At 44.2% G+C, this 18,125-nt stretch carries 15 protein-coding genes and 27 tRNA genes; 6 read left to right on the top strand and 36 right to left on the bottom strand.

Features of this window, described 5'->3' with window-relative positions; genetic code table 11:
* Positions 1–29: 29 nt before the first annotated feature.
* Together V7L12_RS12005 and V7L12_RS12000 are read right to left on the bottom strand one after the other, a co-directional pair.
* A complete protein-coding gene (locus V7L12_RS12005; RefSeq protein ID WP_335084469.1) occupies positions 30–1,757 on the bottom strand; it encodes a succinate dehydrogenase/fumarate reductase flavoprotein subunit in 1,728 nt (575 codons plus the stop codon).
* A 213-nt stretch (positions 1,758–1,970) separates the two neighbouring features.
* A complete protein-coding gene (locus V7L12_RS12000; protein WP_104908405.1) occupies positions 1,971–2,288 on the bottom strand; it encodes a hypothetical protein in 318 nt (105 codons plus the stop codon).
* Positions 2,289–2,813: 525 nt separating this feature from the next.
* Between V7L12_RS12000 and V7L12_RS11995 the strand changes: the two genes are divergently transcribed.
* The gene (locus V7L12_RS11995; RefSeq protein ID WP_335084525.1) at positions 2,814–3,656 is read left to right on the top strand and encodes a hypothetical protein; all 843 of its coding nucleotides are present in this window, start codon (positions 2,814–2,816) and stop codon (positions 3,654–3,656) included.
* A 56-nt stretch (positions 3,657–3,712) separates the two neighbouring features.
* Here the strand turns inward: V7L12_RS11995 and V7L12_RS11990 are convergent, their stop codons facing one another.
* The 4 genes from V7L12_RS11990 to pds all read right to left on the bottom strand — a co-directional run bounded on the left by V7L12_RS11990 (position 3,713) and on the right by pds (position 7,802).
* The gene (locus V7L12_RS11990) at positions 3,713–5,035 is read right to left on the bottom strand and encodes an ABC transporter substrate-binding protein (RefSeq protein WP_335084468.1); all 1,323 of its coding nucleotides are present in this window, start codon (positions 5,033–5,035) and stop codon (positions 3,713–3,715) included.
* 193 nt (positions 5,036–5,228) lie between these two features.
* Positions 5,229–5,320, bottom strand: a tRNA-Ser gene (locus tag V7L12_RS11985).
* A gap of 126 nt (positions 5,321–5,446) precedes the next feature.
* Entirely contained in the window at positions 5,447–6,379 is a 933-nt protein-coding gene (gene crtB, locus V7L12_RS11980) for a 15-cis-phytoene synthase CrtB (RefSeq protein WP_334815844.1), read from the bottom strand.
* Complete coding sequence (gene pds, locus V7L12_RS11975) at positions 6,363–7,802, bottom strand: 15-cis-phytoene desaturase (RefSeq protein WP_334815842.1); 1,440 nt, start codon at positions 7,800–7,802, stop codon at positions 6,363–6,365. Before pds ends, crtB begins: the two co-directional genes overlap by 17 nt.
* A 445-nt stretch (positions 7,803–8,247) precedes the next feature.
* On the opposite strand from pds, the gene V7L12_RS11970 reads away from it, so the two are divergent.
* On the top strand, positions 8,248–9,336 hold the full coding sequence (locus V7L12_RS11970; RefSeq protein ID WP_335084467.1) for a glycoside hydrolase family 3 protein: 1,089 nt from the start codon (positions 8,248–8,250) through the stop codon (positions 9,334–9,336).
* Positions 9,337–9,437: 101 nt separating this feature from the next.
* Here V7L12_RS11970 and V7L12_RS11965 read toward each other — a convergent pair.
* The 7 genes from V7L12_RS11965 to V7L12_RS11935 form a co-directional block, all read right to left on the bottom strand.
* Positions 9,438–9,508 (bottom strand) — tRNA-Lys (locus tag V7L12_RS11965).
* Positions 9,509–9,667: 159 nt separating this feature from the next.
* Positions 9,668–9,750 (bottom strand) — tRNA-OTHER (locus V7L12_RS11960).
* 7 nt (positions 9,751–9,757) lie between these two features.
* A tRNA-His gene (locus V7L12_RS11955) sits at positions 9,758–9,831 on the bottom strand.
* 6 nt (positions 9,832–9,837) lie between these two features.
* Positions 9,838–9,911, bottom strand: a tRNA-Ala gene (locus tag V7L12_RS11950).
* Positions 9,912–9,916: 5 nt separating this feature from the next.
* A tRNA-Ala gene (locus tag V7L12_RS11945) sits at positions 9,917–9,993 on the bottom strand.
* 5 nt (positions 9,994–9,998) lie between these two features.
* A tRNA-Arg gene (locus V7L12_RS11940) sits at positions 9,999–10,072 on the bottom strand.
* A 6-nt stretch (positions 10,073–10,078) separates the two neighbouring features.
* Positions 10,079–10,154 (bottom strand) — tRNA-Val (locus V7L12_RS11935).
* 39 nt (positions 10,155–10,193) lie between these two features.
* Here V7L12_RS11935 and V7L12_RS11930 point away from each other — a divergent pair.
* Positions 10,194–10,373 carry a hypothetical protein gene (locus tag V7L12_RS11930; protein ID WP_334815838.1) on the top strand — a complete coding sequence of 60 codons (180 nt, stop codon included), beginning with the start codon at positions 10,194–10,196 and terminating at the stop codon, positions 10,371–10,373.
* Here V7L12_RS11930 and V7L12_RS11925 read toward each other — a convergent pair.
* The 20 genes from V7L12_RS11925 to V7L12_RS11830 all read right to left on the bottom strand — a co-directional run bounded on the left by V7L12_RS11925 (position 10,355) and on the right by V7L12_RS11830 (position 12,495).
* Positions 10,355–10,427 (bottom strand) — tRNA-Thr (locus V7L12_RS11925). The two genes, V7L12_RS11930 and V7L12_RS11925, sit on opposite strands and share 19 nt — an antisense overlap.
* A 96-nt stretch (positions 10,428–10,523) precedes the next feature.
* Positions 10,524–10,597 (bottom strand) — tRNA-Leu (locus V7L12_RS11920).
* A 4-nt stretch (positions 10,598–10,601) separates the two neighbouring features.
* Positions 10,602–10,701: transfer RNA gene (locus tag V7L12_RS11915), tRNA-Pro, on the bottom strand.
* A gap of 6 nt (positions 10,702–10,707) precedes the next feature.
* Positions 10,708–10,785, bottom strand: a tRNA-OTHER gene (locus V7L12_RS11910).
* An 84-nt stretch (positions 10,786–10,869) separates the two neighbouring features.
* Positions 10,870–10,947 (bottom strand) — tRNA-Leu (locus V7L12_RS11905).
* Positions 10,948–10,953: 6 nt separating this feature from the next.
* Positions 10,954–11,030: transfer RNA gene (locus tag V7L12_RS11900), tRNA-Leu, on the bottom strand.
* Between the two features lie 9 nt (positions 11,031–11,039).
* Positions 11,040–11,131 (bottom strand) — tRNA-Gln (locus tag V7L12_RS11895).
* Between the two features lie 3 nt (positions 11,132–11,134).
* A tRNA-Gln gene (locus V7L12_RS11890) sits at positions 11,135–11,207 on the bottom strand.
* A 5-nt stretch (positions 11,208–11,212) separates the two neighbouring features.
* Positions 11,213–11,287: transfer RNA gene (locus V7L12_RS11885), tRNA-Asn, on the bottom strand.
* A 6-nt stretch (positions 11,288–11,293) separates the two neighbouring features.
* Positions 11,294–11,368, bottom strand: a tRNA-Phe gene (locus V7L12_RS11880).
* A gap of 21 nt (positions 11,369–11,389) precedes the next feature.
* Positions 11,390–11,464 (bottom strand) — tRNA-Arg (locus V7L12_RS11875).
* Between the two features lie 4 nt (positions 11,465–11,468).
* Positions 11,469–11,558 (bottom strand) — tRNA-Ser (locus V7L12_RS11870).
* Between the two features lie 4 nt (positions 11,559–11,562).
* Positions 11,563–11,645: transfer RNA gene (locus V7L12_RS11865), tRNA-Tyr, on the bottom strand.
* A 7-nt stretch (positions 11,646–11,652) separates the two neighbouring features.
* Positions 11,653–11,723 (bottom strand) — tRNA-Glu (locus tag V7L12_RS11860).
* Between the two features lie 65 nt (positions 11,724–11,788).
* Positions 11,789–11,860: transfer RNA gene (locus V7L12_RS11855), tRNA-Trp, on the bottom strand.
* A gap of 3 nt (positions 11,861–11,863) precedes the next feature.
* Positions 11,864–11,939 (bottom strand) — tRNA-Met (locus V7L12_RS11850).
* A gap of 10 nt (positions 11,940–11,949) precedes the next feature.
* A tRNA-Cys gene (locus V7L12_RS11845) sits at positions 11,950–12,022 on the bottom strand.
* A 3-nt stretch (positions 12,023–12,025) separates the two neighbouring features.
* Positions 12,026–12,102, bottom strand: a tRNA-Glu gene (locus V7L12_RS11840).
* Between the two features lie 4 nt (positions 12,103–12,106).
* Positions 12,107–12,180, bottom strand: a tRNA-Asp gene (locus V7L12_RS11835).
* Between the two features lie 120 nt (positions 12,181–12,300).
* A complete protein-coding gene (locus tag V7L12_RS11830; protein ID WP_335084466.1) occupies positions 12,301–12,495 on the bottom strand; it encodes a hypothetical protein in 195 nt (64 codons plus the stop codon).
* A 195-nt stretch (positions 12,496–12,690) separates the two neighbouring features.
* On the opposite strand from V7L12_RS11830, the gene V7L12_RS11825 reads away from it, so the two are divergent.
* Entirely contained in the window at positions 12,691–13,539 is an 849-nt protein-coding gene (locus V7L12_RS11825; RefSeq protein WP_335084465.1) for a polysaccharide deacetylase family protein, read from the top strand.
* Positions 13,540–13,573: 34 nt separating this feature from the next.
* Here V7L12_RS11825 and V7L12_RS11820 read toward each other — a convergent pair whose 3' ends face one another.
* The 3 genes from V7L12_RS11820 to V7L12_RS11810 all read right to left on the bottom strand — a co-directional run bounded on the left by V7L12_RS11820 (position 13,574) and on the right by V7L12_RS11810 (position 14,852).
* Positions 13,574–13,963 (bottom strand): alr0857 family protein, encoded by a 390-nt coding sequence (locus V7L12_RS11820; protein WP_335084464.1) that lies wholly within the window; start codon positions 13,961–13,963, stop codon positions 13,574–13,576.
* A gap of 16 nt (positions 13,964–13,979) precedes the next feature.
* Complete coding sequence (locus V7L12_RS11815; protein WP_335084524.1) at positions 13,980–14,486, bottom strand: HNH endonuclease; 507 nt, start codon at positions 14,484–14,486, stop codon at positions 13,980–13,982.
* 114 nt (positions 14,487–14,600) lie between these two features.
* Positions 14,601–14,852 (bottom strand): hypothetical protein, encoded by a 252-nt coding sequence (locus tag V7L12_RS11810; RefSeq protein WP_334821815.1) that lies wholly within the window; start codon positions 14,850–14,852, stop codon positions 14,601–14,603.
* A 71-nt stretch (positions 14,853–14,923) separates the two neighbouring features.
* Here V7L12_RS11810 and V7L12_RS11805 point away from each other — a divergent pair, with 71 nt between their 5' ends.
* Together V7L12_RS11805 and V7L12_RS11800 are read left to right on the top strand one after the other, a co-directional pair.
* Positions 14,924–15,259: a hypothetical protein gene (locus V7L12_RS11805; protein ID WP_096535028.1), complete on the top strand. Its 336-nt coding sequence runs from the start codon at positions 14,924–14,926 to the stop codon at positions 15,257–15,259.
* 840 nt (positions 15,260–16,099) lie between these two features.
* Positions 16,100–18,118 carry a sensor histidine kinase gene (locus V7L12_RS11800; RefSeq protein WP_335084463.1) on the top strand — a complete coding sequence of 673 codons (2,019 nt, stop codon included), beginning with the start codon at positions 16,100–16,102 and terminating at the stop codon, positions 18,116–18,118.
* Positions 18,119–18,125: the final 7 nt, after the last annotated feature.

Here is an 18,125-nt window from a genome sequence, read left to right as displayed (position 1 = left end):
AAATTCTTTATTTCACCCTTAGCTAAAGTTTAATACTTCCGTTCTTTTGGTTCAAACATAGTAATCGCCACCGGTCGATATTGAATCTCAATTCCGGCTGGTGAATAGTAAGCCATTGTGTGTTTGAGAAAGTTAGCATCATCTCGCTGGGAATAATCTTCGCGAAAATGAGCGCCACGACTTTCTTGGCGATTTAGGGCTGATGCCAAAATGGTCTGCCCTACTACCATCAAACTTCGCAATTCTAAGGCTTCCACAAGTTCTGTATTCCAGCAACTACCTTTGTCATCTAAATAAATTTGAGGGTATTTTTGTTGTATTTCTTCTAGTTTTTGCAAACCTTCAGTCATTAATGCCTCAGTGCGGAAAACACCACAGTACTCAGTCATACAATCCTGAAAAGCTTCACGGACTTTGTTAATACGGTACTGTCCTGGTTGTTCTAACAAAGCTTGAATTTGTTGCTGGGCTTCTGTTAGATACCGTTGCTCATCTGCAGAGGGTAACTTACGTTTTTGCACAAATTTGGCGATCGCAGCCCCAGTTCTCTTACCATAAACCACGCATTCCAGCAGTGAATTACTCCCCAAGCGATTTGCACCATGTACGGAAACACAAGATGTTTCACCCGCAGCAAAGAAACCATCAACTAAACCATCGCCACTACTACGGACTTGACCATCGATGTTAACTGGGATACCACCCATACAATAGTGATTTGTCGGGCGGACTGGCATCGGTTGAGTTACCGCGTCAACACCTACTAGGCGATGGGCTTCTTCCCAGCAGAAGGGAACGCGACTCATAATTTTTTCTTTGCCCAGATGGCGTAGATCCAGATAGACAAAGGGGCCGCCAGCACTGCCATCAAGATGAATACCACGTCCGGCGCGAATTTCGTAAGCGATCGCTCGTGAGGTAATATCACGAGGAGCCAGTTCCATACGACTGGGTGCATAGTTAGCCATAAAGCGATCGCCTTCACTATTAATCAGATACGCCCCTTCACCCCGCACTGCTTCCGAAATCAGCACCCCTACCGGATATAAACCAGTGGGATGAAATTGGACAAATTCCATATCTTCCAGGGGCAAACCTGCGATCGCAGTCATTGCCAAACCATCACCTGAAGAAGCGTAATCATTAGAGGTGGTGTTATAAACGCGACCATAACCCCCGGTGGCAAACATCACCGCCTTAGCGCGTACCACCTCAATACGTCCATCCAAAAGATGGAACATTACCACACCCTTCGCCTCATTTTCTTCTAAAATAAGACGCATCACGTACCACTCTTCGTAAACTTGCACCCCATAACGCCGCAAATTGTTAACCAATTCGTGCAAAATCGCGTGACCGGTCTTATCAGCAGCGTAACAAGTGCGGTTGTGGGAATGTCCGCCAAAAGCCCTTTGGGCAATGCGTCCATCGGGTAAGCGAGAGAACAAAACGCCGAGATGTTCCAAGTCAATCACCACATCTGGCGCTTCTTGGGCGAGAATTGCTACAGCATCTTGGTCTGCCAAGTAATCAGAACCCTTGACAGTATCAAAAGCATGTGCTTCCCAACTATCTTCGGAATCAACATTTTTCAGCGATGCAGCCATACCACCTTGAGCCGCAACCGAGTGAGAACGAATTGGGTGGGTTTTGGCAACCACAGCAATATTTAAACTAGGGTCAGTGCGGGCGATTTCTACAGCAGCGCGACATCCCGCCAATCCACCCCCGACAATAATCACATCGTGTTCCAGCATAATTAGCCCCCTGATTGCAAACCACTGCTGTTCTATTGTAGAGACGTGATTAATCAGCTAGTGAGTTATAACAGTCGCATCTCTACAAAAAAATTCCCTGTTTTTAGACAGGGACGTTATGACAAATTTTGAAATTAGGAGTGAAAAGTTAAAACGAAGAGTTATGGCACAGATAGAGTGACTCATAACTCATAACTCATAACTCCTAACTCTTTAGCTAGTTGCTTGTACAGGTTGTTGCTGAGACACATTACCTGGTATGGGTTCCATTTTGGTTTCTGGTCCTACAGGACTAACTTCAACATGATTTAACAAGGTAGTGACAAACGCAAACAACAAGAAAGGTAGCGATAGCAAAACGACCAGACCCGCTGTTGCTAAAGCGTACACGGGCCGTTTGGCACCCATTAGCGCCAAAGCTGATGCCAAACTTAGGGTAATTGTAATCAACCAAACAATTATTTGACCGTAGATATCACCGAAAGTCAGGGTACAGACAAACCGATACTTTTGAATATTATTTTCGCTCATCACATTTGCCTCAAGTCTCTCCTAATAGGTTCTACGTTAGAACTATGTTTGTCTTGTAGGCAATTTCTAAATATTTTTGCAAGCTTTGTAATATCACTTCACAATCTAACTGCCTTTGGTGGTAAGGCAGCTATGCTAAAAAACTTCTTCCCTTCATCAGAGAGGTCGCAATTGCGATCGCCTCCTTAAAATACACTATCTTAATTTTAGGCAAAGAGACTATTTGTCATCTGTCAAATTCAGGATATTCAAAATAAATATATAGCAATTCTATTTAATTCGTGAAAATTGCAACCCACAGATTCCCAAATTCGTAAAAGTTGTCAGGGGGTCTTGTTTCTCACGAATAATTCAAGATTGCCATAGTATTTAGTTTTTTGCTAGTAAATATTAACTAGAGAAATCAAGTAAAGTGCTTGATGTCAAACCGATTTTTTGATGTTAAATTTTGAGTATTGCCCGAACTTGTTGACTAAATCAACAAAAACCTTTATTTCTCGTGGCAACATTGTTTTAGGAGTGAATGTGAATACTATTTTTCTTCGTAAAGGTGTTTTTTGGTTGCCAAGTTTAGCTGCTCTTGCATTCCTGAGTAGCGGTTTATCTGCAAGCGCCCAGACAGTAGACAAGGTGAGTAGTCAGCCATTAACTGAACCTTCCGCAACCGTAGCGTCTCCCAACGAGTTTAATCCAGAAATAGACACTGAAAGCCAAAATCTTTCTACAGAAATAACTAAGACTTTTACAGTCACAAATTTAACTAAGGTAGAGCAGTTGCCCAACACTGTGATACAAGAAAACGCCAGTGTAACACCGACACCCGTTCCAGGCACAGTGGCAACTTCATCTGCGACGCTTACCTCTGAATTTGTACAACCGACTTCTAAAGCCACTGCTCAACCATCTGCTACCAAAGTGGCGCAATCGGATATTGATTTAGGTAGAACTACAAGTGGTGGTAGTAGCTATCTTGGGATCGCTGCTAATATTGGTTTGAGTGGTGGTAACACGTCTTTGGGCGACGGTAACTTTGCGGTAGTTAGCAAAATCGGACTGACAAATTCTATATCAGTGCGACCCTCAGCAGTACTTGGGGATAACACCACAATTTTACTTCCAATCACCTATGATTTTACCTTCAAATCAGCAGATGCTTTTAGCGAACCATTAGCGATCGCACCTTACATCGGATTGGGTGCAGCTTATAAAACTGGTGATGATTCGCAATTTGCCTTTTTGGCATCTGCTGGCATTGATGTGCCTTTAACTTCTCAATTTACAGCAACGGCTGCTATAAATGCCGGATTTTTCGATCAAACTGATGTGGGCTTATTGTTAGGAGTTGGTTACAACTTCAGTGGGCTTTAAGAATTAGGAGTTAGGAGTTATTAAGATTAAATTCATAACTCATAACTCCTTAGTTTTTATTTAGGAGTAACTTTGTCAATCACTTTGATTGTGCCATCATCTCCTACTGTCCAAACATCGTATACACCAACGACATCGCCATTAGCATCGACATCTACGTTGCCGCTAGCCCCTTGGTAGTTAATCTTTTTACCATCTTTAAGTAACTTCAGTCCCTCGCAGACATCAGTAACTTCTGTGCCAGGCCCATCAGCAACTTCCCGAATTTTGCTGGCTATACCAACGCCTGTATTTTCTTTAGCAGCTTGCGCCGCCAATGTCAATAAAGCAGCTGCATCCCAAGTTTGAGGAGCGTATTCCCCTGGCGCCCCACCCTTTTTATCCTTCCACAGCTTGTTGAAAGCTTCTAATGCTTTACCATCGGAACCCGGTACTGTACCGATCGCTCCTGTTAAAATATATTTACCATCACCGCCTTTGCCAACTTGTTCGGGAAAAGTCGGTGATTTTACCCCATCTGTCAGCAGAATCTGTACTCCCTTCGCCACACCTTGCTGATAGGCGGCTTTCAAGAACAGACTACCAGTTTCCGCATAGAGTACAGCCAGGACTGCATCTGGCTTACCAGCAAAAGCAGCAGCCGCTTCTGTATCAAATGTTTGGGCTTTCGGGTCGTAACGGACAGGCTTATCTTTATTAACTATGGTTCCACCCAATTTTTCAAAAGTTTGCACGAATGCTTTTTCAAACCCTACGCCATAGTCATTATTAATCACAACTGTAGAAACTCGCTTGAAACCTTTTTTTCTGGCAAGTTGGGCTAAAGCTAGTGCTTGGTATGTATCGGGGGGAGCTGTACGTGCCCAAAAGCCTTTATAGTCGCCTTTTTGAGCCTTTTCGGTAAATACAGGACTTGTACTACCAGGGGAAACCAGCATGACTTTATTTGGTGTGGCAATGGAGACTGCTGCACTAGAAACGCTACTGGCAAAGGAACCAACTACACCTGCTACTTTATCTAAAGTTGCTAGTTTGGTCATACCGGCAGCTCCAGCTCTTGGGTCGGTTTGGTCGTCTACTTGCACCAAGGTAACAGGTTCGCCATTCACCCCACCGCAAGCGTTGACTGTATCGACCAGTAAAGGGACGGAACCTAGCATCTGCTGTCCTACAGAAGCCAAGTCACCTGTTGTTGGTAGCAGTGAACCAATTTTTAGTCCTTTAGCACTGCTTGTAGTAGTTGAGTTTGCCGCTGGGGTAGCAGTACTTCCGTTGTTAGCTGTACCGTTGGGGGTAGTGTTATCACCACAAGCCCCAACCAGAAATCCAGTTGCTAGGGTAGCTATACTGAAGGCTAAGGCGGTGCTAATTTTTTTCATAAATTACTCTCACTCCTCAAAATATTTAGCAGCCTAAAAAGAAGATCCAAACTAGATTTATAACTTAGCTGGATCTTATCAAGGCTCCAAAGGATAAATCATATCATCCATCTTTGGGAGTAGAAGTATTTACCCCGATATTAGTATTTCTTTTTGTACACAGAATATACTCCGTGTATTAAAGGCTGAAAAACGGAGAGGGAGGGATTCGAACCCTCGGTACGGAGTTGCCTGCCGTACAACAGATTAGCAATCTGCCGCTTTCGACCACTCAGCCACCTCTCCTGACTCACAAATATCGATGTTAGCAGACTTGTTGGTAAGAGTCAATAGTCATTGGTCATTTGTCATTTGTCATTGGTTATTTATAAAACACTGAGGATTAAGGACTAGGGACAAATGACTAATTTTTTAAAGGACTTGTGATCGCATCCAAGCTATGGGCAAGGTGCGTAACTTTTTCCACTGGGGAACGAAAGCCCGCTGACTGAATACATCGTAATCGTTGCGTTCAATCACCTCCAAAATTTGACCGTACAACATTGATGCTGCCCATACGGGCCAACGAGCATCTGCTGCTAAATAAGTAATTCCCCGATCGGATATGGTATAGAATTGGCGGGCGCGGTCAATTTGAAAGCGCATCAAAGCCCGCCAACGCTCGTCTACCACACCATTGAAGAAGTCTTGCTCGGTATAATTGAATTTTGCCAAGTCCTCAAGGGGAATGTAGATTCGTCCCCGTTTGGCATCTTCTCCCACATCCCGCAGGATGTTGGTGAGTTGATTGGCAATTCCCAGAGCGATCGCTTCTTCTGTGGGAACATAAGGTTGGATGTTTTGCCGCCACGGTGCTGCATATATGGTGTTATCCACACCCATAACTGATGTTGACATTAAGCCAACAGTGCCAGCAACACGGTAACAGTAGAGGTATAACTCCTCAAAGGTTTCATAACGACTGCGATATAAGTCCATGCGCTGACCGGCAATCATATCCCGAAATGGTTGAATGTCCATCGGAAAGCGCTGGAGGGTATCAACTAAAGCTACATCGTAATTTTCTAATGGGCGTCCCGCAAAAATCGATTCCAGCTGCTGTTCCCATAGGTCTAGGGTTTCTGGCGTGGTAATAGCAGATGCGGGGCCATCCACCAATTCATCTGTACGGCGACACCAAGCGTAAATTGACCAAATAGATTGACGTTTTACCGGACTCATAAGCAAAGTACCCAGGTAAAAAGTCTTGGCATACTTTGCTGTGAGATGCCGACAAAGTTTGTATGACTCGTCTACAGAGACCAGCGTTTTCATGCGCGGCGGGGAATCAGGCAGTTGCAGCATTCGTTGCGGGCGGTCGGGTGAGCGTTTGCAGGTTTGAGGAATTTGCTACCGGGAGGGCCTCAGAAATCGCCTGCGCTGTCAGCTTACCAGAAAGTACGGCACCTTCCATACTTGCTAAGTAGCGTTGCATGGTGTAATCCCCGCTGAGATAGAAGTTACTAATGGGGGTTGTTTGCGAGGGACGGTACTGTTGACGACCAGGGGTCGCTTTGTAAACTGAACGGGGCGTTTTCACCACATGAGATTTCAGCAATGTTGCTGGATTGTCTCCCCCAAAGTGGTCGGGGAAGAGTTTTTCTAACTCGGCAATAGTTGCAGCCACAATCTCCTCATCAGATTTGGCAATCCAATCTTTTGCCGGGGCTAGAACTAATTCCAGCATCGAGCGTTCGGGGTTGGCGTATTCACGGCAGGTATTGCTCATATCAGCATAAACGCTTAGGAGGGGCGATCGCGAGAATAGCAAGTGATCAATTTGCGTAAGTTTACGATCAAACCACAAATGCACGTTAATCACAGGCACGCCTTCCAACCCTTCTAGCTTTTGAAAAAACTCTATTTGCTTCCAAGGTGCTGGCAAGATTACCTTTAGAGGGTCAACCGGCATAGCAGATACATACAAATCCGCCGTGAAAACTTCATCTTCATCCCCATTCAACCCCCGAATCAAGTATCCTTTGACGCTACCATCGGCGTTTAGCAAAATCTCTTTTAAAGGGGCATTCAAGCGGACTTCTCCACCGCGTTCGGTGATGTAATCTACTATGGGTTGACACAATCGTTCTGTTGGCGAACCATCCAGAAAGGCCATTTTTGAGCCGTTTTTTTCCTGGAGGAAACGATTGAGGGCTGTTAAAAGAATGGTTGCTGAAATTTCATCTGGGTCGATGAAGTTCAGCGACTTGGCCATGGCAATAAAAACTTCTTTATTGACCCGTTCTGGAATGTTGTGTTTACGTAGCCAATCTGTCCAGGAATATTTGTCCATTTCTTCAACGTACTTTTGCCCCTGAATCATGACCGGCAATAACCCGATGCCAAAGCGGATTTTTTCTGGCCATGTCAGCATGTCGTTGTTTCGCAGAATTGCCACTATACCATTAATCGGTGCCGGCAAATCTGGGAAATCAAAGCGACTATAAGTACCTGGTGCATCCGGCTGGTTGAAGATCATTGTGTGTTCTTTCCACTGCAATCGATCTTCAATATCCAGTTCTTTGAATAACTGCAACATATTTGGATATGCACCAAAGAAGATGTGCAAACCTGTTTCGTACCAGTCTCCATCAGCATCTTTCCACGCGGCCACTTTACCGCCTAGAACGTCTCGACGTTCCAAGACAATGGGTGTGTGACCTGCGTCTGTAAGATATTTCGCGCAGGAAAGTCCTGCTAGTCCCGCTCCCGCGATCGCTACTCGCATGTAACCCTACTGCTCTTCAATATTTCTTAACCGTTTTATCGTTCTCATTATACGTTGCAATCCGTTACATTTGGCAGTTCTTGTGCGATCGCTTCCCCAAAAAACTTTTGCCAAAGGGAATTTTACCTAAGCGCACCTACCCGAACAAATTGTTAGTACCATTGTTGGCAATAGGTTTGAGCGAGCATTTCATTTATCTTTACATAGAAGAAATTTAGGCAAACAAAAGTATTTCCTTTGACTGAAAATAGGGTAATCACAAATGTGGTCTTAAAGTAGTTGATTTATTTGCTAATTCGTGTATTTGCTCTGAGGAAATATCTGGAGTATTGCTTAAAGACTACTTGGAAAACTTTCCGCTTCCCATAAGGGTGTAGGATAAAAGTCTATGTCCTCTAGGTTGAACAACCCAGTTGTTTACCGCACAACTTATAGGTAAAAGATTATGGGTGTATCGCAGGAGCTAAAGCGCTTTGGACATCACCTGATTTTAGGTATTTCCGGAACTACATTAAGTGATGACGATAAACGCGCACTCAATGAATTGAAACCGATTGGGGTGATATTTTTCGTCAAGAACTTTTTGGATGGCACCCCATATCAGGTTTGGCTGGAAAGCTTCAAGGATTTAAACAAACAGATACGAGAATATACTGAACGTGATTCTATGTTCATGACTCTCGATCATGAAGGAGGTCGTGTAATTCGTACACCACCGCCAATTACCCGCTTTCCTCATGCCTTATTGCTGCGATCACACGCTTATGAAGTAGCAAAAGCCACAGCTGTAGAACTAAAATCATTGGGAATCAATTTATCTTGGGCACCAGTAGCCGATATTTTTTCCCATCCCGACAACCCCGTGATTGGGCCTCGCGCCTTTGGTAACACTTCCGAAACTGCTACTCAAGGTGCGCGTGACTATTACTTTGGACTTCGAGATTCAGGAATTTTGGGATGCGCCAAACACTTTCCCGGACATGGAGACACCAGCAAGGACTCTCACATTGAGCTACCAATACTGAATTTTACTCTAGAAGACCTGCGACTTCGAGAACTTATACCCTTCAGAGCTTTAATCGAAGTACAGATTCCTTTGATGATGACTGTCCATATCTTATTTCCCAAGATAGATCCTGATGTGCCAGGAACGCTTTCCCAGACTATCCTCAAAACCATACTTAGAGAGGAACTTGGCTTTGAGGGAGTGGTTGTATCTGATGATTTGGATATGAAAGCTATCTCAGATATGTTTATGAAAGCTGGTACTGTGGCGCGGTCATTTAATGCAGGCTGCGACCTGTTTCTTGTGTCGCGTAATATTAATTCATCATCTATTGAAAGAACTTATCGGATTGCTGAAGATTTTGCTGATTCGCTCAGTAACGGTAGCTTAGATGAAGCAGTAGTGGAGGCAGCTAGAGAAAGAATTGAGAAACTACTGGCAGTAACACCGCAATATCCCATACATACTTTGGATAAAGATGTATTATTGCAACATGCTCAACTAGCGATCGCTAGTTGCTATTCATAACCCAACGTGCATTCAAGTTGTATATTAGCAATTGCCAAAAGTCTAGCTAAGATTGCATTTCTTAATTTTAAATTTTAAATTTAAAATTTTTAATTGTTTAGTGGGTGGTATAGGGGTCGAACCTATTTCTGCGAGTTAAAAGCCCGCTGCACAGCCGATATGCCAACCACCCTAGTTAATATTGAAAAAGAAATGAGCAAGTGCGATCGTATACTTACATCGCAAACGTTGTTAACACCAACACTAGATATAAATCCACCAGGGAGGTACTGCCCCTCCTATTTCTGTGTTATCAGCACAGCGCCTCGCTTTTCGGCTTCAAGTGGATAAGTGGAAGATGGAGGAATCGAACCCCTACAGTTGCCCATACCCTGGTTTTCAAGACCAGTTGCCGTCCATTCAGCGGCATCTTCCATTCAGGGGTGTCTGACGGGACTTGAACCCGCTATGACTGGTTCCACAAACCAGCGCCTCGACCACTTTGGCTTCAGACACCATCAGTGGAATCAATGGGAATTGAACCCATAACCTCCTGCTTGCAAGGCAGGCGCTCTATCCATTTGAGCTATGACCCCATATTTGGTGGATACTGGTCGGAATCGAACCGACAACCTTCTAACAGCCAGTTAGATGCTTTACCAATTAAGCTACAGACCCATAGGCGGGAGTGGTAGGACTCGAACCCACAACTTTCGAGGTAGAAGCTCGAAGCTCTATTCCATTGAGCTACACTCCCAATATTTGGTAGTCCTGGCAGGATTTGAACCTGCAACCTCTTGCTTGTAAAGCACTTGCTCTACTGTTGAAGCTACAAGACTACGCAAGCGAGTGGAAGGACTTGAACCCACGCACTGAGTATGGCGCACTCAGATGCTACCGATTACATCACACCCGCAAGTTCAGAGCGGATGGCGAGATTTGTAGCTTGCTTCCCGTTCGCGGAGCGTCCCGAAGGGAAGGGTACTCACACGAAGACGGTGGAAACGTCTCAAGCTACCGTTACATCACACCCGCATCAAGCTGGTAACAGGAATTGAACCTGCAACCTACTGATTACAAATCAGTTGCTCTGCCAATTGAGCTACACCAGCACTAATTTTGGTGACGGGGGCAGGAGTTAAACCTGCCGATGTTCAGGTTATGCAGGCCCACGAGCCACCGTTGCTCCATCCCCGCATAATCACCAATACCCCTGACTGGATTTGAACCAGCAACCTCTTCGTTCTAAGCGAAGCGCCTCTTCCTGTTGGGCTACAAGGGCAAAGTCTGAGTGGCAGGGATTGTAGACGCCCTAGCGGCTTCCCGCAGGGTACCTGCGACCTGGAGTTCCCAAAACTCCTGCGCTCCCATCTGCGCCACACCCAGATATTTTGGTACTCCCGACAGGATTTGAACCTGCAAAAAACTAGATCCTCGGTAAGCGTGCGTCTTCCATTCCGCCACGAGAGCTTGTACCAATTCTCTAAAATCCGGCAACAAATTCAAACCAGGAAACCCAGATGAAATCAGACTTTCTTAATTACGAATTGGTATTGGTACTCCTGGTGGGAGTCGAACCCACAACGAAACAGATTTTAAGTCTGCTACCTCTTCCAATTGGGCTACAGGAGCAAGTTTTGGTACTCTTGGTGGGAATTGAACCCACAACTTACCGTTTTTGAGACGGCAGCCTCTTCCAGTTGGGCTACAAGAGCAAAGTTTGACAGCCCCACCAGGACTCGTAGCTTGCTTCCCGAAGGGTACCTGGAATCTTCGCCTTCAAAGGGCGCTATGTTGCCAATTACACCACAGGGCTTTATTGCCAGGGCAGGGTTTGAACCTGCAACCTCATCGTTCAGAGCGATGCGACTTACCAATTCGTCCACCCGGCAATGAATGGCTGCCTCAGTAGGACTCGAACCTACAACCGCGCGGTTAACAGCCGCTTGCTCTACCATTGAGCTATGAGGCAACGAAGCCCCCCAGGTCGGAATCGAACCGACGACCTCCTGTTTTTCAAACAGGCGCTAACTACCAACTGAGCTACCGGGGGATAAAAGAAGAGATTATGTAACGAGAGCGGAGGGATTTGAACCCTCAAGTCCTCAGTTTCGTAAACTGAGATGTTATCCAGTTACACCACACTCTCAAAACGGAGAGAACAGGATTTGAACCTGCGACGGGTATTAACTACCCGTTTCCTCTTAGCAGGAGGACGCTTTTAGCCACTCAGCCACCTCTCCATAATGGGTCGAGCAGGATTTGAACCTGCGTGCAAAAAAGAACAGTTTTACAGACTGTCGCCTTCAACCAGACTCGGCCACCGACCCATAATTATTCCCTCGACGAGAATTGAACTCGCATCTGTGCTTTGAAAGAGCACTGACTTAACCATTCGTCCACGAGGGCATAATTGACCGAATTTTAGATTTTAGATTAAATTTATTAATCTAAAAAATCTAAAATTGTCTGACACAGGGACTAGGATTTGAACCTAGAACATCGGATTTGGAGTCACGAGGTGTTACCGTTACACCATCCCTGCATTTGGTGGCAGTGGCGGGATTTGCACCCGCATATACCAGGGTATGAACCTGGGGCTTTGCTGGTTAAGCTACACTGCGATCGCACCAAAGGCTGAGGTGAGATTTGAACTCACGATGTCGGTTTTGCAGACCGACGCCTTCGACCACTTGGCTACTCAGCCATTTGGGAGTCCCGACGAGCTTCGCACTCGCAATCTTCAGCTTGAGAGGCTGACGGCTTAAACTATTCGCCTACAGGACTACAACCAGGGTGACGGGACTTGAACCCGCAACATTTCCGCAGACAACGGAACGCTCTAGCCAATTGAGCTACACCCCGATTTTTTTGAATCTGTGCCTAAACTTTTAGGTTTTTAGGCACAGATTTTGTTGGTGAACTTGCCCATTTATTATTTAGTTTTCAAGGTTCAGAAAATTTACTTTTTACTGTTAGAAACTGTTAGGAAAACAACCGAAGTTCTAGGTAGCAAGCCTGTTGTGTATTACGGATGTATTCAGTGGTTTTAATGAGTGCAAACTTAGAACTTTTTTCGTTTGTTGCCTCTACTGCCGATGGTTTGCAAGTAAAAGCAGCTTTGTTGGCTGGGGACTCTGGTTTATTCCAACGCCTGTCCTTTAGTTGTATGTAGAACATAAATTTGACTCTTGAGAAGCTTTGTCTTTCGTCTCACTACAAATATACTACAAAATACTACAAAAGGTGTCAAGGGGTTTCAGAAAAATTTTTTGAAATTGTCTAGAAAAGCTTCTACACTTATATTTGAGCTTGCTAAACCCTTTGAAAAGTTAAACTACAGCTTATGATTGGGTGGATCTTTAAAAGCCTGAAGTGACAGACAACTACCTCAAGCGACAACAGATAATTAGTATTGTCACGATCGCCTTTAGTATTACAGCTTGTAGTATTGCTCCAGGCATCTCCCCACAATCGGGGTTGAACCAGCCAATAAGCAAAATCCATACTGCACAAGTTCCAGATCCAGGAAAAGGCCAAATTAATGCCCAATTACCGCCATCAGCCAAAGTAGAAAACCCTACCTTTACAGTCCCAGATAAATTTCAGGGAAAAACTGTTTATAAGGTGCAACCCAGCAACAACGAAAAGGTTATTGCTCTCAGCATTGATGATGGACCTTGGCCAAAGACAACCCTAGAAATGTTGGATATCCTGGAGCAAAATGATGTTAAGGCGACATTCTTTTGGGTAGGACAAGCTTTACAAGCAAATCCTGACCTAGCCAAGCGTGAAGTAGCTGAAGGACACGCCATTGGCAACCATACTTGGCATCATTGGTATCGGCGAATGGATGAAGCCACAGCCAAGAGTGAAATTGATTGCACAGCCGATCTGATATACAAAACTACAGGAGTCAAAACTGCTCTATTTCGTCCTCCTGGAGGCTTTTTAAATAACGGACTAGCCGCTTACGCCAAAAGCCAGAAAGATGCTGTCATTATGTGGTCACTAACTTCCGCTGATACCGATCCTCATGCCAAACCACAGGCATTTGTAAATAATGTCCTGAAAGGCGCGAAACCTGGTTCTATTGTTTTAATGCATGATGGTGGTGGCGATCGCCACAGAACTATAGAAGCTTTGCCACAAATCATCAGCGGACTCAAACAGCAAGGCTACCGATTTGTGACAATTCCTGAACTACTAAAAATGGCGCAATAAAGGGTGAGAAATTCTCCTCACCCAACTATTTCGTTTATTCACTCATCACAGAAGGACAAGATTGAGCTTCCTGCCAAAGTTTGTGCAAAAAGAACTCAGCGCGATCGCTCATAGTAGTGACAAACACACCGACAGAATCCTTAGAACTAATTGATAGCCAAGAACCCCGTAGGGTGACTTCCATATATTCGGCATCACACGCACAGAGGGCAATGATTTCTCTGTCATCTCTTTTTACCTCAGCCCTAAGTACTTCTACTCCTGGCAAATCAACAGGAAGCAAAAAGGAAGCGGTAGTGGGTTCAATGCACAAACCTTGCCCAACTCGCAGGGCTAAAATCACTCGTTGCGCTACCCATTCTTCTAGCGACAGAGTGACACATTCCAAATCAAAACTGCTTTCAGTGTAAGTTAATTTCAGCATTCCTTATGCTCTCCTGTTATTCCAGGTTTGCTTGCATATCTATCCAAAACTGTTCAGCAAAAGAAACCGCGGGGTGGATCGGCGCTTTTGGTTTGGTACGCAGTTGCATACCAGCTTCAAACAGGGTGCGATCGCCTTTACGGGAGTTACATCTTTCACAAGCTGCGACTACGTTATCCCAAGTGTGAGAACCGCCTTTAGAACGCGGCATCACATGATCTAGCGTTAGATGTTTGCCGCTGCCGCAATATTGGCAACTGTGATGATCTCGTCGCAATACTTCCCGCCGATTGACTGGCGGAACTTTCCACATCCGCTCATTAGAAGTGATTGTCAAACGAATATGTTTTGGCACATCAATTACCAAACTGGGTGAATGAACTTGCCATCCGCTTTCTGTGGTAAAACCCAGCGGTTGCGCCTTGTTGGTTACTAACAGCACAATCGCCCGCTTGATATTGACCCGACATAGTGGCAAGTAATTTTGAGAAAACACCACCACAGATTGCTCTAACACTTGCATTGCGTTCGCGCCGCGCATGGAAGATATCGTCACAGCTTAACTCCTTATAAAAAAACCCCCGCTTCAAGTTTTCGGTGAAGCGGGGGTTAGAATTGACCGGAAAATTTTCTGGTCTCATATCGGTACAGGATTCCTTTGCCTGTACCCCCCGCTTTTTTGATCTAGTTGTGGTTTTGCAATTAGTACACTAATGGCTACATACTTATAATCATCATTACCTTCTGTGATTTGCCCATGATTTCGGCTACCATCGCCCATAAATAAATACTCCACTTCCATAGCAGCTGATTCCCAATTGGTTCGGCAATTGGTAGCGCACAAAATTGAAGTAGAGATGGGGTAAATGGATTTCACAGAAAATTTCACCTATTGAACATTCCTTTAAACATACTACACTTGTATTACTATCCTGTCTATACCTCTAAGGAGAAAAACTGATGCATACGATCGCTCGCACCCCAACCACCGATATGGAAGTTACCAGCATTCGCCTAGAGCGGGAACTCAAAGATAAGCTCAAAGAAATAGCTGGGAATCAGGGATATCAAGCTCTGATCCGAGATATCCTTTGGAATTATGTCCAGCAAAAATCAGGTGAGTGGAAGCCTCGATTTTCGCGATCCGACATTCGAGCTAGCATAGCTGCCACAGCTCAGCAAGAAGAACGCTGTGTACTTACAGGTCAACTAATTCAACCCCAACAACCGATGTTGTTAGGACTAACGAGGAATGGCGATATGGTTCCTCTGAGTGTCGAGAGCTTGGCTGGATAAACTTCGTCCATTTTGAAACCTGGAGTAGGGCGGGCCGAAAAGCCCGCCACTACCAGCAGGGAGTACAAAATGCTCTTACTACTTTAAAAAATATAGTTCTGAAAATAGATGTGGTTTAGTTTTATATTCAGACGAATGCAGCCTAGTTATTTTTACTAATAACTGGGCTGCATTCAAAATTTAGCCAGAACTGCCGTAACCTCTGATGAGCAAGAATTTATTTAAATTTAAGCTCTACTCCAAATTTCTGCCACAGGTTGAGAGCAAGACGCTCACGAACTCGCTACCACAGTTACGCTATCAGTGTAGGTCTGACTCGTTGGCGCAGCCTATCGTAGAGGAGAGAAGCCTACACCGCAAGAGCAACCTCCTCCTTTACTTTTATTGATATTTTACTGAGAGTTACGGAGATTAAGGAGTAGCTTGTTAAACCTACTAATTTTTTCAATAAATGTAATAAAAATTTATAAAGTAAGTTACGTAATTTTACGCGCTCAAAAGGGAAATTTTGCTGTAATTCCAGAGAAATTACGGTTTGTGTATACTTACAGACAAGATAAAGTTAGTGAATTATTTCAAGATAGAGCAATTAAAAAGTAAGTTAACTTAAGCATTTATAGGATATCTTAAGTATTCTATTACTTATGTACCAATGTAGCAATTTGCTTGATGCAGTGGAAATTTGGCCATCTGAGATAGAAAAGGGCTATAACAGGTGAGAGAAAGTATTCACAAAAAATTTGTCAATTATCAGGGTGTAGCAACACAACTAACAGTGAAGAATATGCCAAGAGGTTGGGTGCAAGAACAATGGGGTTATTATCCGAGGGCGTGCCAAAAATGAAAAAGCCTTTATCATCGCCGCCACATTACATAGATGACATAGATCGACTACAACCTTACCAAGTCAAGCTGATGCAGCATCAGGAAGAACCTGCCCACGAATTGGTACAAAAAATTAACCAAATCATTGCTAGTAGCTCGGCTACGGCTTTGATGCTGCAAGAGATTGCCCAATTGCTAGGAGTTGCTTTTCAAGTAGATTGCTGCTGCTTGGTTTCAGTGGCGGATGTTTCATCCGAGGAAGCAACTACTACTAATTGGTGTGCTGATGAATATCTAGGGTTGCCACACCCAGAAGAAATGTTTTCGATGGAACAGTTGCTTATGCACTCGCCAGTGCTGCAATGTGCTGCCCAACCATTGACTATTGAAGACATTTCGATCATTCAGAATAGTCTGGTAATTGGGTGTCAATATTTACCACTACCGATAAAAGCGGTTTTGGCAATTCCCACTCGGTTTGGTGGCAATAATAATGGAGTGATTAATCTGATTAAATTCCAACCTTATGAATGGAGTGAATCAGAAAAACAATTGCTCAAAGAAGTGGAGTCGGCTTGCGCGATCGCTTTTTCTGGAGTGGCACAAGCTCAACAAATTACTCATCAAGAGCAGTCCCTGCAAAAAAGCAAGCAACATCAAAGCTTGATCAAGCAATTAACCATATTGAGTCGTAGCAACTTGGAGCTAAATCAAATGCTCCAGTTAGTTATCGCCTCGACTGCCGAATCTCTACAGGCAGATCGGGGTTTGCTCGTATTACTTAAATATACAGATCCACTATTTAGGACTCAAGTTAAAAAACAAATTCCCAAAGCGAAAGCTAGTGTGATCGCCCAATGGGCTAGAGAAACACAAAATTCCGGCACTAGTAAACTAGATATTTTAGCTCAGTCTTTCTTGGTTTCTGACTGTGGTTTATGCCAGCATGCCTTCATGGATTCTGGAAAACCAGTAATCTTCGATGACTATACAGACCAAAACGAGACCTTGACAGCTGCTCCATTATTTGCAATAGAAGAATTGCCTGCGGTACTTTTAGTGCCCTTGGAGAGTCAAGGTAAAATTTTAGGATTCTTGGTGCTACAGCAAGCTGTGATTCGCAATTGGCAACCAGCAGAATTAAATCTTGTGGAAATGGTTTGCGCTCAATTGAGTAACGCCATAATTCAGTCACAGACATTGCGCCAAGTGCAAACTTTGGTAGATGAGCGGACGGCAAAACTCCAGAGTAGTCTGGAACTCCAGGCAAAATTGCATGAAAGAACACGGCAGTATGTCGAGCAGCTGCGAAAACTTAATGAACTCAAAGATGAATTTTTGAGTAACATGAGCGATCGCCTACGCTACCCTTTGACAAATATGCTGATGTCAATAAAAAACTTGCGTTTGCCAGGAATAGCGCCAGAGCGTCAGGGTAGATATCTGGATATTCTTGAGCAGGAATGTTCAAAGGAAATTAACTTGATTAATGACTTGTTGACCCTCCAAAAGCTAGAGTCGCCTCACGAAGCCCCGCAATTAGAATCTATAGATTTAAATACTAGAATTCAGGATATAGCAGCATCTTTTGAGAAAAAACTTGGCGAAAAAGGATTAAAGATTTCTGTAAATTTGCCGAAGGAATCGCTCAAACTGCAAACTGAACTGGAGAGCTTTGACCGCATCCTGCAAGAATTATTAACTAATGCCTGTAAATACTCAGAGTCTGATACAATAGTTCGCCTTGAAGCTGCTCACCGAGTCGATCAACAAATCGATCAAGTTATCATGAAGGTGACGAATACAGGACGTGCCATCTCTGAAGAAGAAGCGACCTACATCTTTGATAAGTTCCGTCGTGGAAAAGGGCGTTGGACTCCAGGGACTGGCTTGGGACTTGCTTTAGTCAAGTCTTTAGTGCAGCATCTGAATGGAGCGATCGCTGTTGAAAGTCTCCCAATTTCGGATTCTGAACAGAGCGAAATTTGCTTTACCTTGACTCTGCCCCAATTTTCTGACGAAAGCAAACCATAATTCTGAA

This window comes from Nostoc sp. (assembly GCF_036918245.1).
In the GTDB taxonomy this organism is placed as follows: domain Bacteria; phylum Cyanobacteriota; class Cyanobacteriia; order Cyanobacteriales; family Nostocaceae; genus Nostoc.
The sequence above is the reverse complement of the archived record's forward strand: the minus strand, read 5'-3'. Positions and strand labels throughout refer to the sequence as shown.

Bases quoted from the DNA above. Each gene is read 5' to 3' on its own strand.
- V7L12_RS11805 (WP_096535028.1), top strand. From the start codon at position 14,924: ATGCATACGATCGCTCGCACCCCAACCACCGATATGGAAGTTACCAGC.
- V7L12_RS11930 (WP_334815838.1), top strand. From the start codon at position 10,194: ATGGCGCACTCAGATGCTACCGATTACATCACACCCGCAAGTTCAGAG.
- V7L12_RS11800 (WP_335084463.1), top strand. From the start codon at position 16,100: ATGAAAAAGCCTTTATCATCGCCGCCACATTACATAGATGACATAGAT.
- V7L12_RS11815 (WP_335084524.1), bottom strand. From the start codon at position 14,486: ATGCAAGTGTTAGAGCAATCTGTGGTGGTGTTTTCTCAAAATTACTTG.
- V7L12_RS11970 (WP_335084467.1), top strand. From the start codon at position 8,248: ATGGGTGTATCGCAGGAGCTAAAGCGCTTTGGACATCACCTGATTTTA.
- pds (WP_334815842.1), bottom strand. From the start codon at position 7,802: ATGCGAGTAGCGATCGCGGGAGCGGGACTAGCAGGACTTTCCTGCGCG.
- V7L12_RS11990 (WP_335084468.1), bottom strand. From the start codon at position 5,035: ATGAAAAAAATTAGCACCGCCTTAGCCTTCAGTATAGCTACCCTAGCA.
- V7L12_RS12000 (WP_104908405.1), bottom strand. From the start codon at position 2,288: ATGAGCGAAAATAATATTCAAAAGTATCGGTTTGTCTGTACCCTGACT.
- V7L12_RS11820 (WP_335084464.1), bottom strand. From the start codon at position 13,963: ATGCTGAAATTAACTTACACTGAAAGCAGTTTTGATTTGGAATGTGTC.
- crtB (WP_334815844.1), bottom strand. From the start codon at position 6,379: ATGCTGCAACTGCCTGATTCCCCGCCGCGCATGAAAACGCTGGTCTCT.
- V7L12_RS11830 (WP_335084466.1), bottom strand. From the start codon at position 12,495: ATGTTCTACATACAACTAAAGGACAGGCGTTGGAATAAACCAGAGTCC.
- V7L12_RS12005 (WP_335084469.1), bottom strand. From the start codon at position 1,757: ATGCTGGAACACGATGTGATTATTGTCGGGGGTGGATTGGCGGGATGT.